This window comes from Bradyrhizobium sp. SK17, from assembly GCF_002831585.1.
Lineage (GTDB): Bacteria > Pseudomonadota > Alphaproteobacteria > Rhizobiales > Xanthobacteraceae > Bradyrhizobium.
The window spans coordinates 3,428,320-3,447,709 of the sequence record NZ_CP025113.1; the positions used below are offsets into that span (position 1 = coordinate 3,428,320).

5 protein-coding genes are annotated in these 19,390 nt (G+C 58.1%); all 5 read left to right on the forward strand.

The window, feature by feature from the left end:
• The first annotated feature begins 20 nt into the window (after nucleotides 1–20).
• The 5 genes from CWS35_RS16000 (at nucleotide 21) to CWS35_RS16020 (ending at nucleotide 18,947) form a co-directional block, all read left to right on the forward strand.
• Entirely contained in the window at nucleotides 21–683 is a 663-nt protein-coding gene (locus tag CWS35_RS16000; protein WP_157817161.1) for a tetratricopeptide repeat protein, read from the forward strand.
• Nucleotides 684–1,429: 746 nt separating this feature from the next.
• A complete protein-coding gene (locus tag CWS35_RS16005) occupies nucleotides 1,430–3,559 on the forward strand; it encodes a type I secretion system permease/ATPase (protein ID WP_100952474.1) in 2,130 nt (709 codons plus the stop codon).
• Nucleotides 3,546–5,003: an HlyD family type I secretion periplasmic adaptor subunit gene (locus CWS35_RS16010; protein ID WP_100952475.1), complete on the forward strand. Its 1,458-nt coding sequence runs from the start codon at nucleotides 3,546–3,548 to the stop codon at nucleotides 5,001–5,003. The genes CWS35_RS16005 and CWS35_RS16010 overlap by 14 nt, the downstream gene beginning before the upstream one ends.
• 340 nt (nucleotides 5,004–5,343) lie before the next feature.
• On the forward strand, nucleotides 5,344–5,655 hold the full coding sequence (locus tag CWS35_RS16015; protein ID WP_100952476.1) for a hypothetical protein: 312 nt from the start codon (nucleotides 5,344–5,346) through the stop codon (nucleotides 5,653–5,655).
• A 149-nt stretch (nucleotides 5,656–5,804) separates the two neighbouring features.
• Nucleotides 5,805–18,947, forward strand: a complete 13,143-nt coding sequence (locus CWS35_RS16020; RefSeq protein WP_157817162.1) for a calcium-binding protein — start codon at nucleotides 5,805–5,807, stop codon at nucleotides 18,945–18,947.
• Nucleotides 18,948–19,390 lie beyond the last annotated feature (443 nt).

Consider the following 19,390-nt stretch of genomic DNA (forward strand, 5'->3'; position numbering starts at 1 on the left):
AATCGGTAAGAAGGCAGGCCTTGGCATTGAATCAACGAAACGAACAAGCCCGCGCGGCCAGAGGTCTCGCTTTGCTGATGCGGGGCAGCGCCGCCGAAGGAATTGCGGACCTCAATGCAGCCCTCGAACGTGATCCCAACAATCAGATTGCACTCATTGGGCGTGGAATAGCTATGCTGACGTCGGGTCAACCGGACAGGGCCGTCATCGCGTTCAATCAGGTTATCGGAAAGATGCCCGACAACAGCGGCGCAAGGCTGCTTCGGGCAAGAGCATTGCTGGCGATGAAAGACCTGAAAGCTGCGATGGCAGATGTTGAGGCAGTATCAGCTATCCGTCCCGACGATCCAGATATCTTTGTGGTTCGAGGTCTTATCTCGCTTGAGATGCGCGACTTTCAAAAGGCGCGGGCCGATCTCGATCAGGCAATCGAAAGGCGGGAATCTGTCGAGGGCTACATTGCGCGAGGCAGAAGCTATGAGGCGAGCAACGATCCCGCGAAAGCCGCTTCCGACTTCAAACACGCCTTGGAGTTCCCGCCTAAGAACATTTTCGATATTACGGCGCAGGCACTCATCAAGCAAAAGGTCGAGCAGCTTTCCAAGCGTGTTCCTTGCGGTACGTCGGGCTCTGACGAGGCCGATTGCGACCGAGGGCAGGCTCGAGCGGTTCGTGGCCGCTAGCTGTCCCGGACGGCATGTCGGTCGAAGGCCGCCTTCGGCAGTAAATGCGATGAGAGAAATCAGCAACGGTAGCAGTCTGTGCGGCGACTGTTGCGGGTTCCCGCAGCCAACTCAATTTGCGATCGGGCCGCCTCTTTTGAACCGGTCGGCTGCTGCGCCCTTCAGGATGAGGTTGAGGAGCGTATCGAGTTGGCGGCCGATTTTATTGATCTCGACCCTGGCCGCCCGATCGCCGCTCGGCCTTACCTGCGGAGCAGGTTCATCCCACGGGTGAACTCATCGCAGAATTCTTTATTACGGTTCCCGTGTCTGTGCAGAGCCGACGAGGCGCTGCTGTCGGTGACTGTGCAATTTCCAGCGGAGAACTGAGTCATCTTAGACCTCTCATAAAATATTCCCGCGACTAGTTGCACCGAGGGGTTGCAAGTCGGCGCACATACGTGTTCTGTTGCGACAATAAGTCACGTTGCATGGTGTGCGTTTGATCCTGGGGAACTGGTTGTCCATGTCGAGGAACATTCAGCGGTAACTAGAGATGCCGCTTCGCTGACCGCTCACTGCCGAAGACAGGCAGCAAGAGCTTCCAACTCACTTTCCTATCTATGCGCCGGTTTGCTTGCTTATCGGCGAAGAGTTTTTTGCTGGCCTAAGCGTGGCGGAGGTGCTTCGCCGCGAGCGACCGTTTGCGCCTCCACCTGGGCGTCGCCGAGCGTGCAGGGCCTGTTTGTCGTTTGTGCGGGGTCTCAGTGCCGGAAGCGAAGAACGATACTTCGGGGTTGCAGTGTCTGCAGCTAATGCTGCGATTTCATCAAGTTGCGGTTGATCTCGGACAGATTCGCCATCGTTTCAGCGGTGTTGAGATCGGCATCACGGAGATGCTGCGCTGCGCAAAGGAGTTGAAGCTCAAGGCCCGCGTCGAAACGCTCCGCTGGGACAAGCTCGCTCGGATGCCCTTGCCGGCGATCGCTGAGCTGAAGGATGGCACCTTCCTGATCGTCGGCCGGGTCGCGGACGATGATCTTCTGGCTCAAGATCCTGCCGTTGGCAGCCCCCAGCGGATCGGGCGTGCCGAGTTTCTGGAGAAGTGGACGGGCCGTCTCGTTCTGATGGCACGCCGTGCTTCACTTAGCGATTTGGCGCGCCGCTTCGATATCACCTGGTTCCTGCAAGCGATGCACAAATACCGCCGATTGCTTGGAGAGGTCCTTTTTGCATCGTTCTTTCTTCAACTGTTTGCACTTGTCACGCCGCTATTTTTCCAGGTTGTGACTGACAAAGTGTTGACCCATCGAGGATTCACTACGCTTGATGTTCTTGTCATTGGACTTATCACCGTATCCATCTTCGAGACGATTCTTGGCGCGCTACGTACTTACGTCTTCTCGCACACCACAAACCGAATCGACGTCGAGCTCGGGTCGCGACTGTTCAAGCACCTGATTGCGCTTCCCATTGCATATTTCGAGGCGCGCCGCGCAGGCGACTCAGTTGCAAGGGTCCGGGAGCTTGAAAACATACGCAACTTCCTGACGAGCTCGGCCTTGACGCTCGTTGTCGACCTGGCGTTCACGGTCGTCTTCCTCGCGGTGATGTTCTATTATTCACCCCGATTGGCGTGGATCGTCGTCGGTTCCTTCCCTTTCTATGTCGCGGTTTCGGTGGGGGTAACGCCGATCTTTCGGCGGCGGCTCGAGCGTAAATTCGATCGCGGTGCTGAGAACCAAGCGTTCCTGGTCGAGAGTGTCAGCGCAATCCAGACGTTGAAAGCGATGGCGATCGAGCCGCAGATGCAGCGACGCTGGGAGGAACAGCTTGCGGGCTATGTCGGTGCCAGCTTTGACGTGCTGTCGCTCGGTAATTGGACCAGCCAGTTTGTCCAATTTATCAGCAAGATCGTTACCGCACTGACACTGTATTTTGGAGCTTATCTCGTCATCGAAGGGCAATTGACGGTCGGCGAGCTAATCGCGTTCAACATGCTGGCGGGCCGGGTCGCGCAACCAGTGTTGCGGCTCGCTCAGCTCTGGCAGGATTTCCATCAAGCTCGGGTATCGATCGCGCGCTTGGGTGACATTCTCAATACGACGGCGGAGCCTGCCTTCGATGCATCGCGTGCGGCTCTGCCGTCGATCCGCGGCGACGTTACTTTCGATCATATCGACTTTCGGTACCGGATCGATGGTTCCTTGGTGTTGCACGATATCTCGCTCAAGGTATTTGCAGGTCAGGTGGTCGGCATCGTCGGACCGTCGGGTTCCGGCAAATCGACACTCACCAAGCTGCTGCAACGCCTCTACGTTCCGGAGGCCGGGCGTGTCCTGATCGATGGCATCGATCTGACGGTTGCTGATGTTGCGTGGTTGCGCCGGCAGGTGGGCGCTGTCTTGCAGGAAAACGTGCTTTTCAATCGCTCGATCAGAGAAAACATTGCTTTGGCCGAGCCTGCTATGCCCATGGAGCGGGTCATAGCCGCCGCCGAGCTGGCTGGAGCCCACGAGTTTATCCTTGGTTTGCCGGATGGATACAACACCGTCGTTGGCGAGCGTGGTGCGAGCCTTTCCGGCGGCCAACGCCAACGGATCGCAATTGCGCGAGCGCTCGTCACGAATCCCCGGATACTGATCTTCGATGAAGCGACCAGTGCGCTCGACTATGAGAGTGAGAGCATCATCCAGCGCAATATGCGCAGGATTTCTGCCGGACGGACCGTCTTTATCATCGCCCACCGGCTCTCGGCAGTACGGCACGCGGATCGCATCATTACGATCGAAGGAGGCCGTCTTGTAGAGGATGGCACACATGAAGAGTTGATGATCAAAGCCGGCCGCTACGCGACGTTGCATCAGATCCAGGCAGGCCTCCATGTCGTCAGCTGAGACGTCCTCTCGAACTCAAGCCAAGGCCGATATCCTCCCGTTTCGTAGGCGAGGGACCGACACGGCGCGTCAGTTTCTGCCGGCCGCACTTGAGATTCTTGAAACGCCGGCGTCTCCGGTCGGACGCGCCGTAGCCGGCTCGATCATCCTGTTCTTTGCCGTGGCCATCGTTTGGGCAATGTTCGGATATGTCGATATTATCGCCACGGCCCCGGGCAAAATCGTGCCAACGGGGCGCACCAAGACGATCCAGCCACTCGATACAGGGATTGTATCCGCTATTCATGTTCAGGATGGCGATCATGTTGGAGCAGGGCAGATCCTGGTCGAACTCGATCGGACCGTGACCCAGGCCGAACGTCAGCACGTCCGGAAGGACTTGATCGCCAGCGAGCTCGACGTGGCTCGCCTCGAAGCCCTCCGCGACAGCTTCGAGTCGTTGGATGTTCCACGTGAACTTAGCGCGCCTGCGGCGGCATTAACGGTCGATGTCATCCGCGCTCGGTTGGCGGAGCATGCGCAGGCAGCCGAACAGTCAGCAAAGCTGACATCGATCACGCGCCAGATCGAACAGAAGGTCGCCGAGGCTCGATCCATTGATGCCGCCATTGATAAGATCGATGCATCGCTGCCGTTAGTCGAGGAAACCGCGACCGTCAGGCGCAAAGCGATGGAAATCCAGTATGGCAATCGCATCGCCTATCTCGACGCGCAGACCCGCCTGGTCGAACAGCAGAATGAACGGATCGTTCAGCAGCGGAAGCTTGTGGAGGTGACTGCTGCGAAGCAAGCGCTTGAGCAGCAGTTTGGTCAAACCAAGGCCGGTTATGAGCGTCAGGTGCTCAGTGATCTAGCGGACGCGCAGAGGAAAGTTGACGAGTTCGGACAGGATCTGGTCAAGGCCGAGCGCAAGATGGACGAGCAAATCCTGCGGTCGCCGATCGATGGAACGGTGCAGCAACTGATCCTTCACACCGTGGGTGGCGTCGTTACGCCTGCGCAACAGTTGATGCTGATCGTGCCGGCCGATAGCCGGCTCGAGGCCGAGGCGATGATTCCAAACCGCGATATCGGCTTTGTGAGCGTCGGTCAGCCCGCTGAGGTGAAGATCGATACATTCAATTTTACACGCTATGGCCTGTTGCATGGGAGAGTTACCAGCGTCTCGCAGGACGCAATAGTCCGCGACAAGCCGAGCGAGAAGACATGGATGGGGAAGGCGGGTGGGGCGCTGTCTGATTCGAGTGAGCCGGAAGGCCAAGAACTCGTCTACTCCGCGCGCGTTGCGCTCGATGGGACTCGAATGCAGATCGATGACAAGCTGGTCAATCTCTCGCCTGGCATGGCCGTCACGGTGGAAATCAAAACCGGTACGCGACGGATCATCGAGTATCTCATGTCGCCTGTGCTGCGCTATCGGCAAGAGAGTTTGAGAGAGCGTTAGGATGGTCTACCCTGAAAAGAGCGCAAGCCGGCTATGAGGATAGAAAATGAGCTGCTTCGGAAGGTTGTCATTCGCTAGCGCGATAGCGATCGTATGCGGAATTACCGCTGGGTTCGTTCAATTTTTGCTGTTCGAGAACGCTTGGAGAAGTATCGCGGTGTGTTGTTTGACGGTCGCTTTCGCTTACGTGTTTTCGAAACGGAAGCTTAGACGAATGAGTCTCCCTCCAGACTGTACGCTGGGGCAATTCTTAATTGAAACCAAAGGTCGCCGCTCTCGCCAATAGGGTTTGCGACTGGGGCGTTCGGGCCTTTGTCAGGATTCATTTGGAGGTTGATCAATGGGTAGCTTCGGCGAATGGGTCGCGGGCAAAATAGGTGGGACTATTGGCGACGAGATAGGCAAGGATCTTCAGCCGGTCTTGCCACCGAACGATACGGGCAACGTCGTCCACGACGGCCTGGTTAAGGATGGTGAACTGTTAGGTCCTGCGATTGGGGGGCTTGGGCCGGAGCCGAGCTGGGTGCTGAACTCGGGAGCTTCGGCGGCCTACCAGGAACTATCGTTGGTACCGCAGCAGGAACAATTGGAGGTGGCCTCGCCGGGTTATTGGCGGGAGGTTGGGCTGGCGACCTTACCGCGAAAGGCATAGATGCTGCGGCCGGCGCATTGCAGGCTATCGAGGGCGCAGCTCAGAATCCTACTGATCCCACCTCAAGTTTCATCCTCAATGGAATTCCGGTTTCGGAACCTCCGCCGGCTGACAATGGGGGGACTGGGATTGCATCCCTCGTCAGCACATTGTCGAACCAGCTTGATGCAGCACAAAAGTTCGTCTCGCAACAGGACGCTGCAGAAGCACAGCAGGAAGCTGAAACGTACCAGGCTATAAATGATGGGATGAATGGTGCCATCGATTGGCTGTCCAATACTTTGAATGGATTGCTAAATTATAGTGCCCAGCAATCGATCAATACGACTATTAATTCCATTCAGCCTGTTACCGGTATCGGTCAGGCCTTTGGCGATGCACCGCCCACGAGCAATTTGCCGGATGTTATGTCACAACTCCCCGGAAGCGGGGGTGACGTCGGTGAATCGTCCGGCATTGATCGTTCCGATGCCGGATATTACGGCGCACTCTCCCCCGGCGATGCTGCGAACCTGACGGATTACACTGACGGCTCGATGGGTTTTCAAGCGCCGGTGCCGTATTTGAACGAATCGCAGCAATTTTCTTCGCTTTCCTCCAGCCAATCCGCTCAGTCGCAGTTCAACGATGCGCTTCAGCAGACGATCGATGGTATCGGATCAACGAATCAAACGATCGGCAATGCATGGCCGGACACGACTGGACCGACCAACGATACGACGTCCGGCCAGACTACATATCCACAGAACCCTGTGACAGTTGATCCGAGTGGTAAGCCCACGAATACCGACCCGGGGAATACTGGCTCCAACAATCCTGATCCCAACAACACGGGCAATCCAAACGACAATACCAACAATGCGGATAATAGCGGCGGCGGAGGCGATACCAGTGGCGACGGGCCGGTCGTTCTCGACCTCGCGGGCAACGGCATCAACGTTACCAAGCTGACCTCGTCGAATGTCTTCGTCGATTCGACCGGCGACGGCTTCAAGAACCGCACGGCCTGGGCGGGAGCCGGCAACGCGATGCTCTTCTTCGATCCCAACAACACCAATGCGATCACGCAGGCCAATCAGATCGCGTTCAAGGATTGGGACCCGACCGCCGCGACCGACATGCAGGCCCTGCTCGACGTGTTCGATACCAATCACGATGGCAAGCTGGACGCCGGCGACGCGGACTTTGCCGACTTCAAGCTGATGGTGACCAATGCCGACGGGACCCAGACGGTAGAGACCCTGGCGCAGGCCGGCATCACGTCGATCGACCTGTCGGCCAACAATGTCCATCAGTCGCTCTCGGACGGCTCCTCGATCGACGGTGAAACGACCTATACGACGACGTCGGGGACGACCGGAACTGCGGCAACAGTGACCTTTGCCTACGACTCGCACGGTTATGCCGTTCGTACGACCACGTCGACCGACGCCACGACCGGAGCCGTGACTGTCGACAACAAGGCGTTCAACAGCAATGGAAGCCTCGCAAACGAGACGATTTCCACGACGAGCGCCGATGGCACGACCAAGACCATCAAGTATGATCTGAACGGGGACGGCCAGATCGACGTTGTCCAGACCGACAATACCGTCACCAGCGGAGGCGTGACGACGGAGACGCTTACCGATGCGACGCTCGCGGGGGTCTTGATCGACCGGACCGTCACCGCGACCTCGATCGACCCGACCACGGGCGTCAAGACCGTGACGATCGACCGGGATTCGAATGGGGCTGTCGCCGGCGGCATCTACGTGACGTCCCAGCATGAGGTCGATACGACCAGCAATGGCCTCACCACGGTCCTGGTCCAGGACCTCAATCCGGACGGCTCGATCAAGGATCAGGTCATCACCACGCCGAGCGCTGCCGGCCTGACCAGCACCGTGCAGCAGGACCTCAATGGCGACGGCGTTTTCGATCTGACCACGGTCACGGCGACCGTCGTCGACGCAACGACGGGTGCGCGTACCACCACGGTCACCGACAAGAATGCCGACGGGTCCGAACGAGATCAGACCGTTACGGTCGCTTCCGCCGACGGTCAGTCCAAGACGGTCACGAGCGACCCCAACGGCGACGGCGTGGTCGACCTGACGACGACATCGAACATCGTTCAGGGAACGAGCTCGAGCCTTGTCGCAGGAACGACCGGTGCAACGACGACTATCGTCGAGACCGCCGCGAACGGCGGGCTGATCAACGAGGTCGTTCGCTTCGAGAGCAATGACAGCCTGGTCAAGGTGGTCCAATCCGATTCGACGGGGGCCGGCACAAGCTCGGCTCCGGTCTTCGACCGCACCACGACCGATGTGACCGCCGTGGATGCCACGACTGGCGTTCGCACGGAAACAGTCACTGATCGAAACGCCAACGGCTCCCTGCTTGACCAGAGCGCTACGATCATCGGCACCGATGGAATTTCGCGCACGACGGAAGCCGACACCACGGGCGCGGTCGATGGCTCAGGAAACGCTGTCTTCAACAAGATCGAAACGGTCGTGGTTGGCTCAGCCGGTTCCGTCGTCGACACCGCGTCGTCCTATGCGGCCAACGGCGCCCTGATCAGCCAGACCATCACCACGACGAGTGCGGATGGCCTGACCAAGACGGTGCAGTCGGATATCGACGGCAGCGGAGCCATTGATTGGACGACGACCACCGCGACGGCTGCGGTCGCCGGGGAAGGCACGACGGTCACCGTGACCGACGCCGCGGGCAACGGCACGGTCGTCGATACGACGGTCAAGACCACCTCGGCTGATGGCCTTGTTGTCACGACCCAGAGCGATGTGGGAGGAGATAACCTTACGACGACCGATGCGACGGCGGTCGACGCGACGACCGGCATCAAGACGGAGACGGTGTCGGTTTCCAGCGCCAACGGCACGCTCGAGAGCCAGGTGGTGACGGTCACGAGCGCCGACCGCAACAGCAAGACCATCAGCAGTGATTTCAACGGCGATGGGCATGTCGACCAGGTCGAGACCATCGTCAAGCAGAGCAACGGCTCGGTGATCGATACCGTCTCGAGCTACGCGGTCGACGGCAGTCTTGTCGGCCAAACGATATCGACCACCAGCGCCGACGGCCTGTCAAAGACCGTCACCAGCAATATTGACGGGAAGGTCGATACGGCAACGACGGACAACACCGTCCTGAACGCGGATGGCAGCCGCACCGAGACCGTCACCCGGTCAGCCAACGACGGCAGCCAGATCAGCCAGACCGTGACCACCGTCAGTGCGACCGACCTGTCCAGCTCGGTGACCAGGAACGTCGACGGCAAAATCGACGGCACGACGACGGACGTCACGGTTCTCAATCTGGACGGCAGCCGGACCGAAACCGTGTCCGTCTTCGATTCGACGGGAGCCAAGATCAGCTCGACCGCGACCATCACCTCAGCGACCGGTCTCTCGTCGACAACCCTGGTCGACGAGAATGGCGACGGCGTGACCGACGTCACGCGGACCGACAGCATCGTGATCGGGACCGATGGCAGCCGCATCGAAACCGTCACCAACACCAACGCCAACGGCACCCTCCGCAACCAGACCGTGACGACGACGTCGGCCAACGGTCTGAACATCACGGTGCAGGCCGACACGACGGGCGATGGCGCCGTCGATCGGATCGTCTCCGTGGCGACCCAGGCCGACGGCGATGTTGTCAGGACGACGGCGATCCATAATCAGGACGGGAGCCTGGTTGGATCGACCGTTACGACCACCTCGGCCAACGGCCTGTCGCAGACGACCCAGACCGATGTCAACGGCGATGGGGTCTTTGATGAGACCCGCACGGATGTGACGGTCCTCAATGCCGATGGGAGCCGGACCGAGACGGTCACCAATGTTGTGGGGACGACGACGGTAAGTGCTGTCGTGACGACGATCTCGGCGGATGGAACGTCGACCGTCTCGACAACCACTATCGACGGAGTCTTGCAGGAAACTGACAGCTCGGTGACCAGCTATGCGGCAGACGGAGGCGAAACCCGGACCGCAACTGTCAAGAGCGGCGACGGTGCGACGCAAAGCACGACGGTGACCTCGACCAGCGCCGATCGCAAGACGACCACGACCCGAAAGAATACCTACGGCACGACGCCAGCAAGCTCCGTCGAAACCAAAGCGACACAATCGGACGGATCGGTCGTTGATACCCTGAGCGACTATGATGTGCTGGGGGCGTTAGCCGCGCTGACCTTGACGACGACATCGGCCAACGGTCTCTCCGTTGTCACGGCCTTCGACGACAATGGTGATGGGTCCGTCGATGAGACCGAGAGCGATGTCAAGACCATCGCCGCGAATGGAAGCACCACCGAGGCGTTCTCGGACAGCAGCAATGCCTTGCATGCTATCACCGGCGGATACGCCGAGACCGCATCCGTCGTCACGGTGACGTCGGCTAACGGCCTCTCGAAGACTATCACGACGACGGGAACCAATGGTCAAGCCTCGCTCGACCATTCGGCTGTTGTGCAGACCGTGATCAATGCCGACGGCAGTCAGGTCACGACGGATACGGAGACGGTCGGGGCTGCGCACGATGTCGCCGTGACAAGCGTGAATCGCACCGGCCTGACGGTTACCAAGGAATGGTCGACGCTTGGCAACGACGTCTTCGACCATACCGACGTGACGGTCACGAACCTCGATGGAAGCACGACGGAAACGATCACGAACCTCAATGCGGATGGCAGCACGGGTGAGCTTAAGACCATCAATGTCAGCCTGGACGGCCGGACCAGGACGATCACCGATATGACCAACGAGGACGGCGTAATCAACACCGCCGTCACCAACATAACACCGAGCGCAAATGGCGCTACGGTCAGAGTGACGACCAATACAAATGGCTCGGGTACTCTGATCAGCGAGATCACCAGAACGAGCTCGGCGACGGGCCTCTCTAATACGATCACGCTCGACACCAACGGTGACGGTGCAACCGACGAGACCGAAACGAACACAACCGTTTTGAATGCGGACGGCAGCCGCACGGTAACGCTCGTGAACACGTTCCAGATCGTCGACACCGATCCGTCGACGTTGGTGACAGAGCGCCATGTTACGACGACGTCGGCAGACGGTTTGAGCGTAACAACGTCTATCTACGAAGGTGATATTCTCAACGAGCAGACGACAAGCGTAAAGACGAACAATAGCGACGGATCGACGACCGTTCGAACTACGCAAGAATCTCTGAACTCGGTATTAAACTGGGAGCTGATGAAAGTTGTCGGCTCGACCGTCACCACAACGAGTGCAGACGGCCGGACGGTCACGACAACATACGATCTCCATGGCGATGGAGTAACGGATGAGATCAAGACATCGCAAACCGCAGCGAACGGCGTCAATACGCTGACCGACAGCTACTACGATCTCTCCGGTAACTTGACGGGGCAGACGATCACGACGACGTCGGCGGATCAACGAGACGTCGCGATAGCGCGCAACAATGCACAAAAGCCGGCGTCGGATACCCTGGAAACCACGCTTGTGAGCGCCGACGGTTCGGGCAGCTACTCTTGGACCGAACAGAACAGCGTCGGCGCTTATATGGTTGTTGCCGATCACCTGGTCGACAGCAACGGTATCGACACCGTGAGCCTTACCCAGAACGGCTCCGAGACCACTTACAAGATCGCGCAATCACAGGAGGCCGCCGATCTGACCGAAATACAGCGGATCTATTGGGTTGCGCTCGGGCGGATGATGACGGCGGAGGAAGGACAGACTTGGTTGAAGTATATGACCCCATCCGGGCTCGATACCAGGCAGCTGGCCAACGATTTGCTCGCTTCGGTTGGGTTCGGTACGACGTCGGCAGGAGGCTCCGGGGAGTCTACGCCAATCTTCAGTTCAGCTTTCACGGGCGGGCTCGGTTCTGGGGTGCCGATGTCGGGCCTCGACTTCGGCGATACATACTTCGTCAATTCGATGTATCAGAATACGTTTGGTAGGCAGCCCGACGATGCTGAGCTGAACACGTGGGTCTCGCAACTTGAGGCGGGTAGCATCACTCGGGCCGACTTGGTCATCGATCTATCGAGGTTGCAGGGGCAAGTTGCCGCCAATGCTCTAGCATCCGACGGAGATATGTCCGTCGAATATCGGCCAGATGGCACCAAACACTACGTACGTCCGGACCATTGGTATACGTACAAGATTCACGTCGACTTCCCGGATGATCCGCCGCCCAATCCTCGGGATCCGCTGGTGATCAACTTCGGCAGCGGAGACTTCCAACTAACGTCCTTGGCGAGTTCGCAGGCCCACTACGACTTTACAGGCTCGGGCTTCGCCACCCAGACAGGCTGGATCGCCGCCAATGAGGGTATTTTGATCCTCGACAATGGCAAGGGAGGCAGCACAGTCACGCCTGATGAACTGTTAGGCGCACAGTCGGGAGACGGCTTCGAGGATCTCGCAGCCTTGGACAGCAATCATGATGGAGTGATTGACGCCAACGATGCCGCGTTCTCGCAGCTGAAGGTCTGGGTAGACCAGAATCTCAACGGGCAGCTTGATTCTGGTGAATTGAAGTCACTCAGCGACCTGGGGATCACGTCAATCTCGCTGTCGACGACTCCGACCAATCTAACGGTCAACGGCAACCAGGTGGTCGAGCAGGCGACGATCACGATCAATGGGGTGGCGCACACCATTTCGGAGGTCGAGTTTTCGACGAATACGAGCAACACGATCTATTCGCCGCCCGCGGGATTTGTTTACGCACGCGATGCGCTCAATCTGCCGGAACTTGCAGGCTACGGAACACTTCCAAGCCTGCAAGTCGCGATGTCCGAGAATTCGACGCTGCTTTCCGACGTCAAGAACTTCGTTCTCTATGCGGGGCAAATGAGCGGCTCGCAGTTCGATGCCGGGTTCCAGTCACTGCTGTACGAGTGGGCAGGCGCGTCGAACATCGATCCAGCCAGCCGCGGGCCATACGTCGATGCCCGACATCTGGCATTCGTCTACGCATATTACGGCATTGACCCGGCATCGCAGCCGGCCTACGCGCTTAATCCGAATGGACACACAGGTCCGCAATGGGAAAGCATCTACCAGTCGTTGGTCGACCAACTGGAAGTCCGGTTCGCGAGCCAGGTCATCGACAGCCTTTTCGCGAATGGAACGGACATCGCGTCACTCCAGTCAAACCCGTTCTTGGCGCTCTCTGACATCGATTATGACCCGTCAACGAACGCGATCGGTCTCGATCTTGACGAGCTTGTTTCATCGATTGTTGATCACGCTCCGTCTGGTCCGGCGGCCGCCGACAATTACTACGACCTGACATTTGGTGTCGTACGTGGGCTGAGAAAGGACCTTTTTGGAAGTGACACGTTGGCGTTGGCGAATAGCGTCATCGCAGACCTCGGTTATCTCGGCCAACGCAAGGACGTCCAGAAGATAGCCGCAACTGCGTTCGGCCTCAACGTGATCGACGAGGATGGCGCGACCGGGTCTATTTCTCTTAGCGCGACGAAGAGCGTCGTCTTTTTGGGCGCTGGCAACAAGACCGTCACCGGTGGATCGAGCAATCTCTATGTTTATTCATCCAGTAGTAGCAACGACGAGGTGACCGACACCGGAGATGGGACCCGCCTTGTCATGTCGGGTGTAGAGTCTTCAAACGTGATTCTGCAGGCCGATGCTTCCGGTGACCTTATCGTCAAGCGGCTCGATACCGGAGCGACCATCACCTTTGCAGGCGACCTCGGCAAGGATATTGCGAGCAGAACATTTTCTCATCTGAGTTCGATATCGTTTGGCAATGGAACGATATGGACCCTGCCTCAAGATTTGTCGTTCACCTGGGCCGGCACGCCGGCGAACACGATTTTGACCGGAACAAGCTATGGACCGAACGTCTTCGAGTTTGGTCCCGGGGGCGACGTCGTCAACGCCGCTACGCCCAACGATCTCTTCGTCTTCGGAAGAGATGACGGCCAGGCGACGGTGAACCTGGATGGAGGTGGCCGGTTGAAGCTGACCGCCGGTATCGCACCATCCGACGTGATCCTGCAATCCGATTCCAATGATGACCTGATCGTCAAGTTTGCTGACAGCAGCGACAGCATCACTCTGGTACAGGATCTTGGTAAAAACATCGGGAATGCGACATTCAGCCGTGTTGGTGAGATCGACTTCGCTGACGGAACAGCGTTGGATTTGACCAAGCCCCTGACCTTCTCGTACACGGGCACCGCGACCAACACGACTCTGGTCGGAACCACTTTCGGCACGAATATTTTCGATCTCGGGCCCGGCGGCGACACGGTCACGGCGGGGTCGGCCAATGATGTATTCGAGTTTGAAAAGGCAGACGGGCAAGCCTCGGTGACGCTCGCCGGTGGCGGAACTGTCGAAATGGCATCCGACATCGCGCGGTCCGATATTATTCTGCAAGCGAACGCGAATGGTGACCTTACGGTCAAGCTGCACGATACTGGCGACAGTCTAACGCTACAGGGCGATTTGTGGCACACGATCTCGAACGCGACGAACAGTGCTGTGAGTTCGATCAACTTCGCCGATGGATCGTCGATCGACCTCAACCAGCCGCTGACGTTCTCTTGGAACGGCACGCAGGCCAACACCGTTCTGACCGGCAGCACCTTTGGCTCGAACATCTTTAATCTCGGGCCGGGCGGTGATGCTGTGCAGGCCGGATCATCGACTGATGAATTCGACTTCGATAAGGGAGATGGCCAGGCGACGGTAACGCTCGCCGGCGGTGGAACCGTCAGGATGGCGGCGGACATCATTCGGTCGGATGTCGTCCTGCAGACCGACGTGGCGGGCGATCTTACCGTGCGACTGCTCGACACGGGTGACAGCATCACCCTGCGGCAGGATCTGTGGCACACGATCTCGAACGCGACCAACAGCGCGGTCGGCACGATCAGCTTTGCAGACGGCACGTCGATCGATCTCAATCAGCCGCTGACCTACAATTGGTATGGGACGGCAACTGATACGACCTTGGTCGGGAGCAATTTCGGCTCGAATGTTTTTGATCTCGGGCCTGGCGGCGACGCCGTGACGGCAGCCTCGGCAAGTGACGTTTTCGAGTTCGACAAGGGAGACGGACAGGCTTCGGTGAAGCTCGCGGGCGGCGGTACGGTGCAAATGGCGCCGGACGTGGTGCGATCGGATGTAGAGTTCCAGACAAATGCGAACGGCGATCTGATTGTCGGACTGCGTGGCACCGGCGACAGCATAACGTTGCTGGGTGATCTGTTCCACAATATCGCTAATCAGACCTATAGCGTCGCTAGCTCGATTACCTTCGCAGATGGTTCGTCGATCAATCTCAATCAACCGCTGACCTACAATTGGTATGGGACAGCGACCGATACGACCTTGGTCGGGAGCAATTTCGGATCGAACGTGTTCGATCTGGGAGTTGGTGGCGACACCATCACGGCCGGCTCGGCAAATGACGAGTTCGATTTCGACAAGGGCGACGGCCAGGCGACCGTCACGCTTGACGGGGGCGGTACGCTCAGGATGGCTGCTGGCATCATGTCGACTGACGTGATGTTGCAAGCCGATGCCGACGGCGACCTCACGATCAGGCTGCGGGATACCGGAGACAGCATCACGCTCTTGGGCGATCTGAAGCAGAATATCGCCAACCAGACCTATAGCGTCGTCAGCGCGGTTGAATTCGCCGATGGGTCCACCATCGACCTGAACCAGCCGTTGACGTTCACTTCGATCGGGACCGCCGGTCAGACCAATCTCGTAGGTAGCCGCTTCGGCTCGAACGTGTTCGATTTAGGGCCCGGCGGAGATACTGTCACTGCGACCACGGCCAGTGATGTCTTTGCCTTCGAAAAAGGAGATGGCCAAGCGACCGTCGCGCTTGCTGGCGGTGGAACGGTCAGTCTGGCGGCAGGGATAGCCCCATCGGATGTTGAACTTCTAGCCAATCTTGCCGGTGATCTGACGGTTAAGTTGCGTGATACCGGTGATAGCATCACGCTGCAGCGCGACTTGAATATCAATACGACGACGACGTCGCTTGCGACGATTACGTTCGCAGATGGTACGACGTGGGATAGCGCGACTATCGGCTCGAACCTCGAGATATTTGGTACGTCTGGTAATGACTCGATCACGATGCCGCAGGACGGAGCGACCGTCGATCCCGGTGCCGGCGACGACAGTCTCAGCGTCACCGGCAACGGGTCGGATAGGATTATTTTCGCGAAGGGAGATGGGCATGACACGCTCAACAACCCGTCATCCGGCTACAACCGCAACGACACGCTGATTCTGACCGATATTGACCCGAACGACGTTCAGCTCTCACGCAGCGGCAACGCAATGACGCTGACGGTGGTTTCGACGGGCGACACGTTTACGGCCAACGACCAATTCTGGGGAGACGGCAGCCAGATCCAGGGGCTCAGCTATATCCAGTTTGCGGATGGAACGATTTGGGATCGGGCCGCGATCACTGCGAGTGTCAGCCCAAGCCAAACCACAGTAACCTATAACGTGGGCGACGGGGCGCTCGATGTCTACCCGAGCGCAGAAGAGAACGTTATCGACTTCGGTAGCGGCATCTCGGCCGACGAATTGTCTTATCAGGATAACGACGGCACGGGTGACCTGAGGATCTTGTTTGCCGGCCACGGCAGCGACATGATCACGATCCACAACGACCTGAGCTACAGCGGCGGAGCGATCACCAGCGGCATCAGCGAGCTCTACTTCAGTGACGGTAGCTCGATCAATCTTAGCAATCCGCTGACCTACACTTGGAATGGAGGAAGAAATGACGCGTTAGGCGGAAGTGACTTTGGTTCCAACGTGTTCAATCCCTCAGGCGGAGGGGATGCGGTAACGTTCGGTAATTCGAGTAAAGGCGGCACCGGCCAGAATGCGATCAACTATCTGCAGGGCGATGGAACGCTGGATGTCTACCTGAACGGCGGAAATGGCGTCGTCGACTTCGACAGCAGCATCTCGAGCCAGAACGTCTTGTTCCAGGATAACGATGGATCTGGTGACTTGAGAATTATGTTCGCAGGCGACAGTAGCGACGTCATCACGATCCATGGCGATCTCAGCTACAGCGGCGGCGCAATCTCCAGCGGGGTCACCCGACTGAGCTTTAGCGACGGCACCTCGATCAATTTGGGCAGCCCGCTGACCTACACCTGGAGTGGAGGAAGAGGCGACGCGCTGACTGGAAGCAAGTACGGCTCCAATGTCTTCAATCCCTCGGGTGGCGGGGATGCGGTAACGTTCGGCAACTCGAGTAGCGGGGGTACCGGCCAAAACACAGTGAACTATAGCGAGGGTGACGGATCGCTGGATGTCTACCTGAATGGTGGAACGGGGGTCATCGACCTCGGCAGCAACATTTCGAGCCAGAGCGTCTTGCTCCAGGATAACGACCGCTCGGGTGATCTGAGGATTATGTTCGCAGGCGACAGCAGCGACGTCATCACGGTCCACGGTGATCTCAACTATAGCGCCGGCGCGATCTCCAGCGGGATCACGAAATTGAACTTCAGCGACGGCAGCTCGCTCAACCTGAGCAGTCCGCTGACCTACACCTGGAGCGGAGGAAGAGGCGATGCGCTGGCTGGAAGCAATTTTGGCTCCAATGTCTTCAATCCCTCAGGCGGCGGGGATGCGGTAACGTTCGGCAATTCGAGTAGCGGGGGTACCGGCCAAAACACAGTGAACTATAGCGAGGGTGACGGATCGTTGGATGTCTACCTGAACAGTGGAACGGGCGTCATCGACTTCGACAGCAGCATCTCGAGCCAGAACGTCTTGTTCCAGGATAACGATGGATCTGGTGACTTGAGAATTATGTTCGCAGGCGACAGTAGCGACGTCATCACGATCCATGGCGATCTCAGCTACAGCGGCGGCGCAATCTCCAGCGGGGTCACCCGACTGAGCTTTAGCGACGGCACCTCGATCAATTTGGGCAGCCCGCTGACCTACACCTGGGGTGGAGGAAGAGGCGACGCGCTGACTGGAAGCAAGTACGGCTCCAATGTCTTCAATCCCTCGGGCGGCGGGGATGCGGTAACGTTCGGCAACTCGAGTAGCGGGGGTACCGGCCAAAACACAGTGAACTATAGCGAGGGTGACGGATCGCTGGATGTCTACCTGAATGGTGGAACGGGGGTCATCGACCTCGGCAGCAACATTTCGATCCAGAGCGTCTTGCTCCAGGATAACGACCGCTCGGGTGATCTGAGGATTATGTTCGCAGGCGACAGCAGCGACGTCATCACGGTCCACGGTGATCTCAACTATAGCGCCGGCGCGATCTCCAGCGGGGTCACGAAATTGAACTTCAGCGACGGCAGCTCGCTCAACCTGAGCAGTCCGCTGACCTACACCTGGAGCGGAGGAAGAGGCGATGCGCTGGCTGGAAGCAATTTTGGCTCCAATGTCTTCAATCCCTCAGGCGGCGGGGATGCGGTAACGTTCGGCAATTCGAGTAGCGGGGGTACCGGCCAAAACACAGTGAACTATAGCGAGGGTGACGGATCGTTGGATGTCTACCTGAACAGTGGAACGGGCGTCATCGACTTCGACAGCAGCATTTCGAGCCAGAACGTCTTCTTGCAGGATAGCGATGGCTCGGGTGATCTGAGGATCATGTTCGCAGGCGACAGCAGCGACGTCATTACAATCCACAACGATCTGAATTCCAGCGGCGGAGTGGTTTCCAGCGGGATCACGAAATTGAACTTTAGTGACGGCAGCTCGATCGACCTCAACAAACCCCTGACCTTCACCTGGAACGGTTCTTCTGGATCGACGATCTCGGGGAGCAACTTTGGCTCGAATGTTTTCGAGCTCGGGGCTGGCAGTGAGACCATTACGGGTGGCGCGGCTGGCAACAGGTACGAGATATCAACTGCTACCGGGCAAGCGACGATCTACGCGAACACCTCTGCAGGTTCGCCGAACGAGCTCAATTTCGATGGCGGGATCAGCGACCAAAATCTCTGGTTCGTTCAATCAGGCAACGACCTCAACGTCGATTTGCTTGGTACGAACACGAGTGTTTCCCTGAAGGGATGGTTCTCCGGCGGTTCAAGCCAGCTTCAGGATATCACTGCTGGCGGCTTGAAAATCGACAGCCAGATATCTCAGCTCGTTCAGTCGATGGCGACTTACGCTACCAATAACCCTGGGTTTGACCCGACGAGTTCGAGCACGACGGTGGTGCCTAACGACCCAACGCTTCAAAGCGCAGTGTCGGCAGCATGGCATAGTTGAGAGGAGCATCGAGCTGAAGACGCTGTGACCGCTGAAAACGGCGTGGCCGCTGGCGGTGAGCGACGCTCAGCTGTGGAAATGGCCTGATGTCCGGAGTTGCGGTAACCCGCTGGCAAGAAAAGAGGGCTTCTTAGATAATGGCTCTCGCGATGCAGCGGTCCCCGACTCCCCCCGACAGACAGGCAAGTGCCGAAGCGTTCTCCCAACACCAGCACTTCGTTGGTAACCGTGGGATGAGGCGCCAACCACCGATTGACCACCGAAACCCCGTGAACGAACAGCGATAACGGTGGTCAATCAGGATCGATCTTCATTGATTTTGTTGGTTTTTTCGATCGCTGATTACGTTCGGGACGCAGGACTGCGGGTCGGCAACGAGAGGTGAAGCGCCTCTGTGAGGTTGATAGGAACCTTTTGTTCTTCATCGTTGGGATAAGCGACTG

Coding starts and splice junctions, on each gene's coding strand:
- CWS35_RS16010 (WP_100952475.1), top strand. CDS start 3,546: ATGTCGTCAGCTGAGACGTCCTCTCGAACTCAAGCCAAGGCCGATATC.
- CWS35_RS16015 (WP_100952476.1), top strand. CDS start 5,344: ATGGGTAGCTTCGGCGAATGGGTCGCGGGCAAAATAGGTGGGACTATT.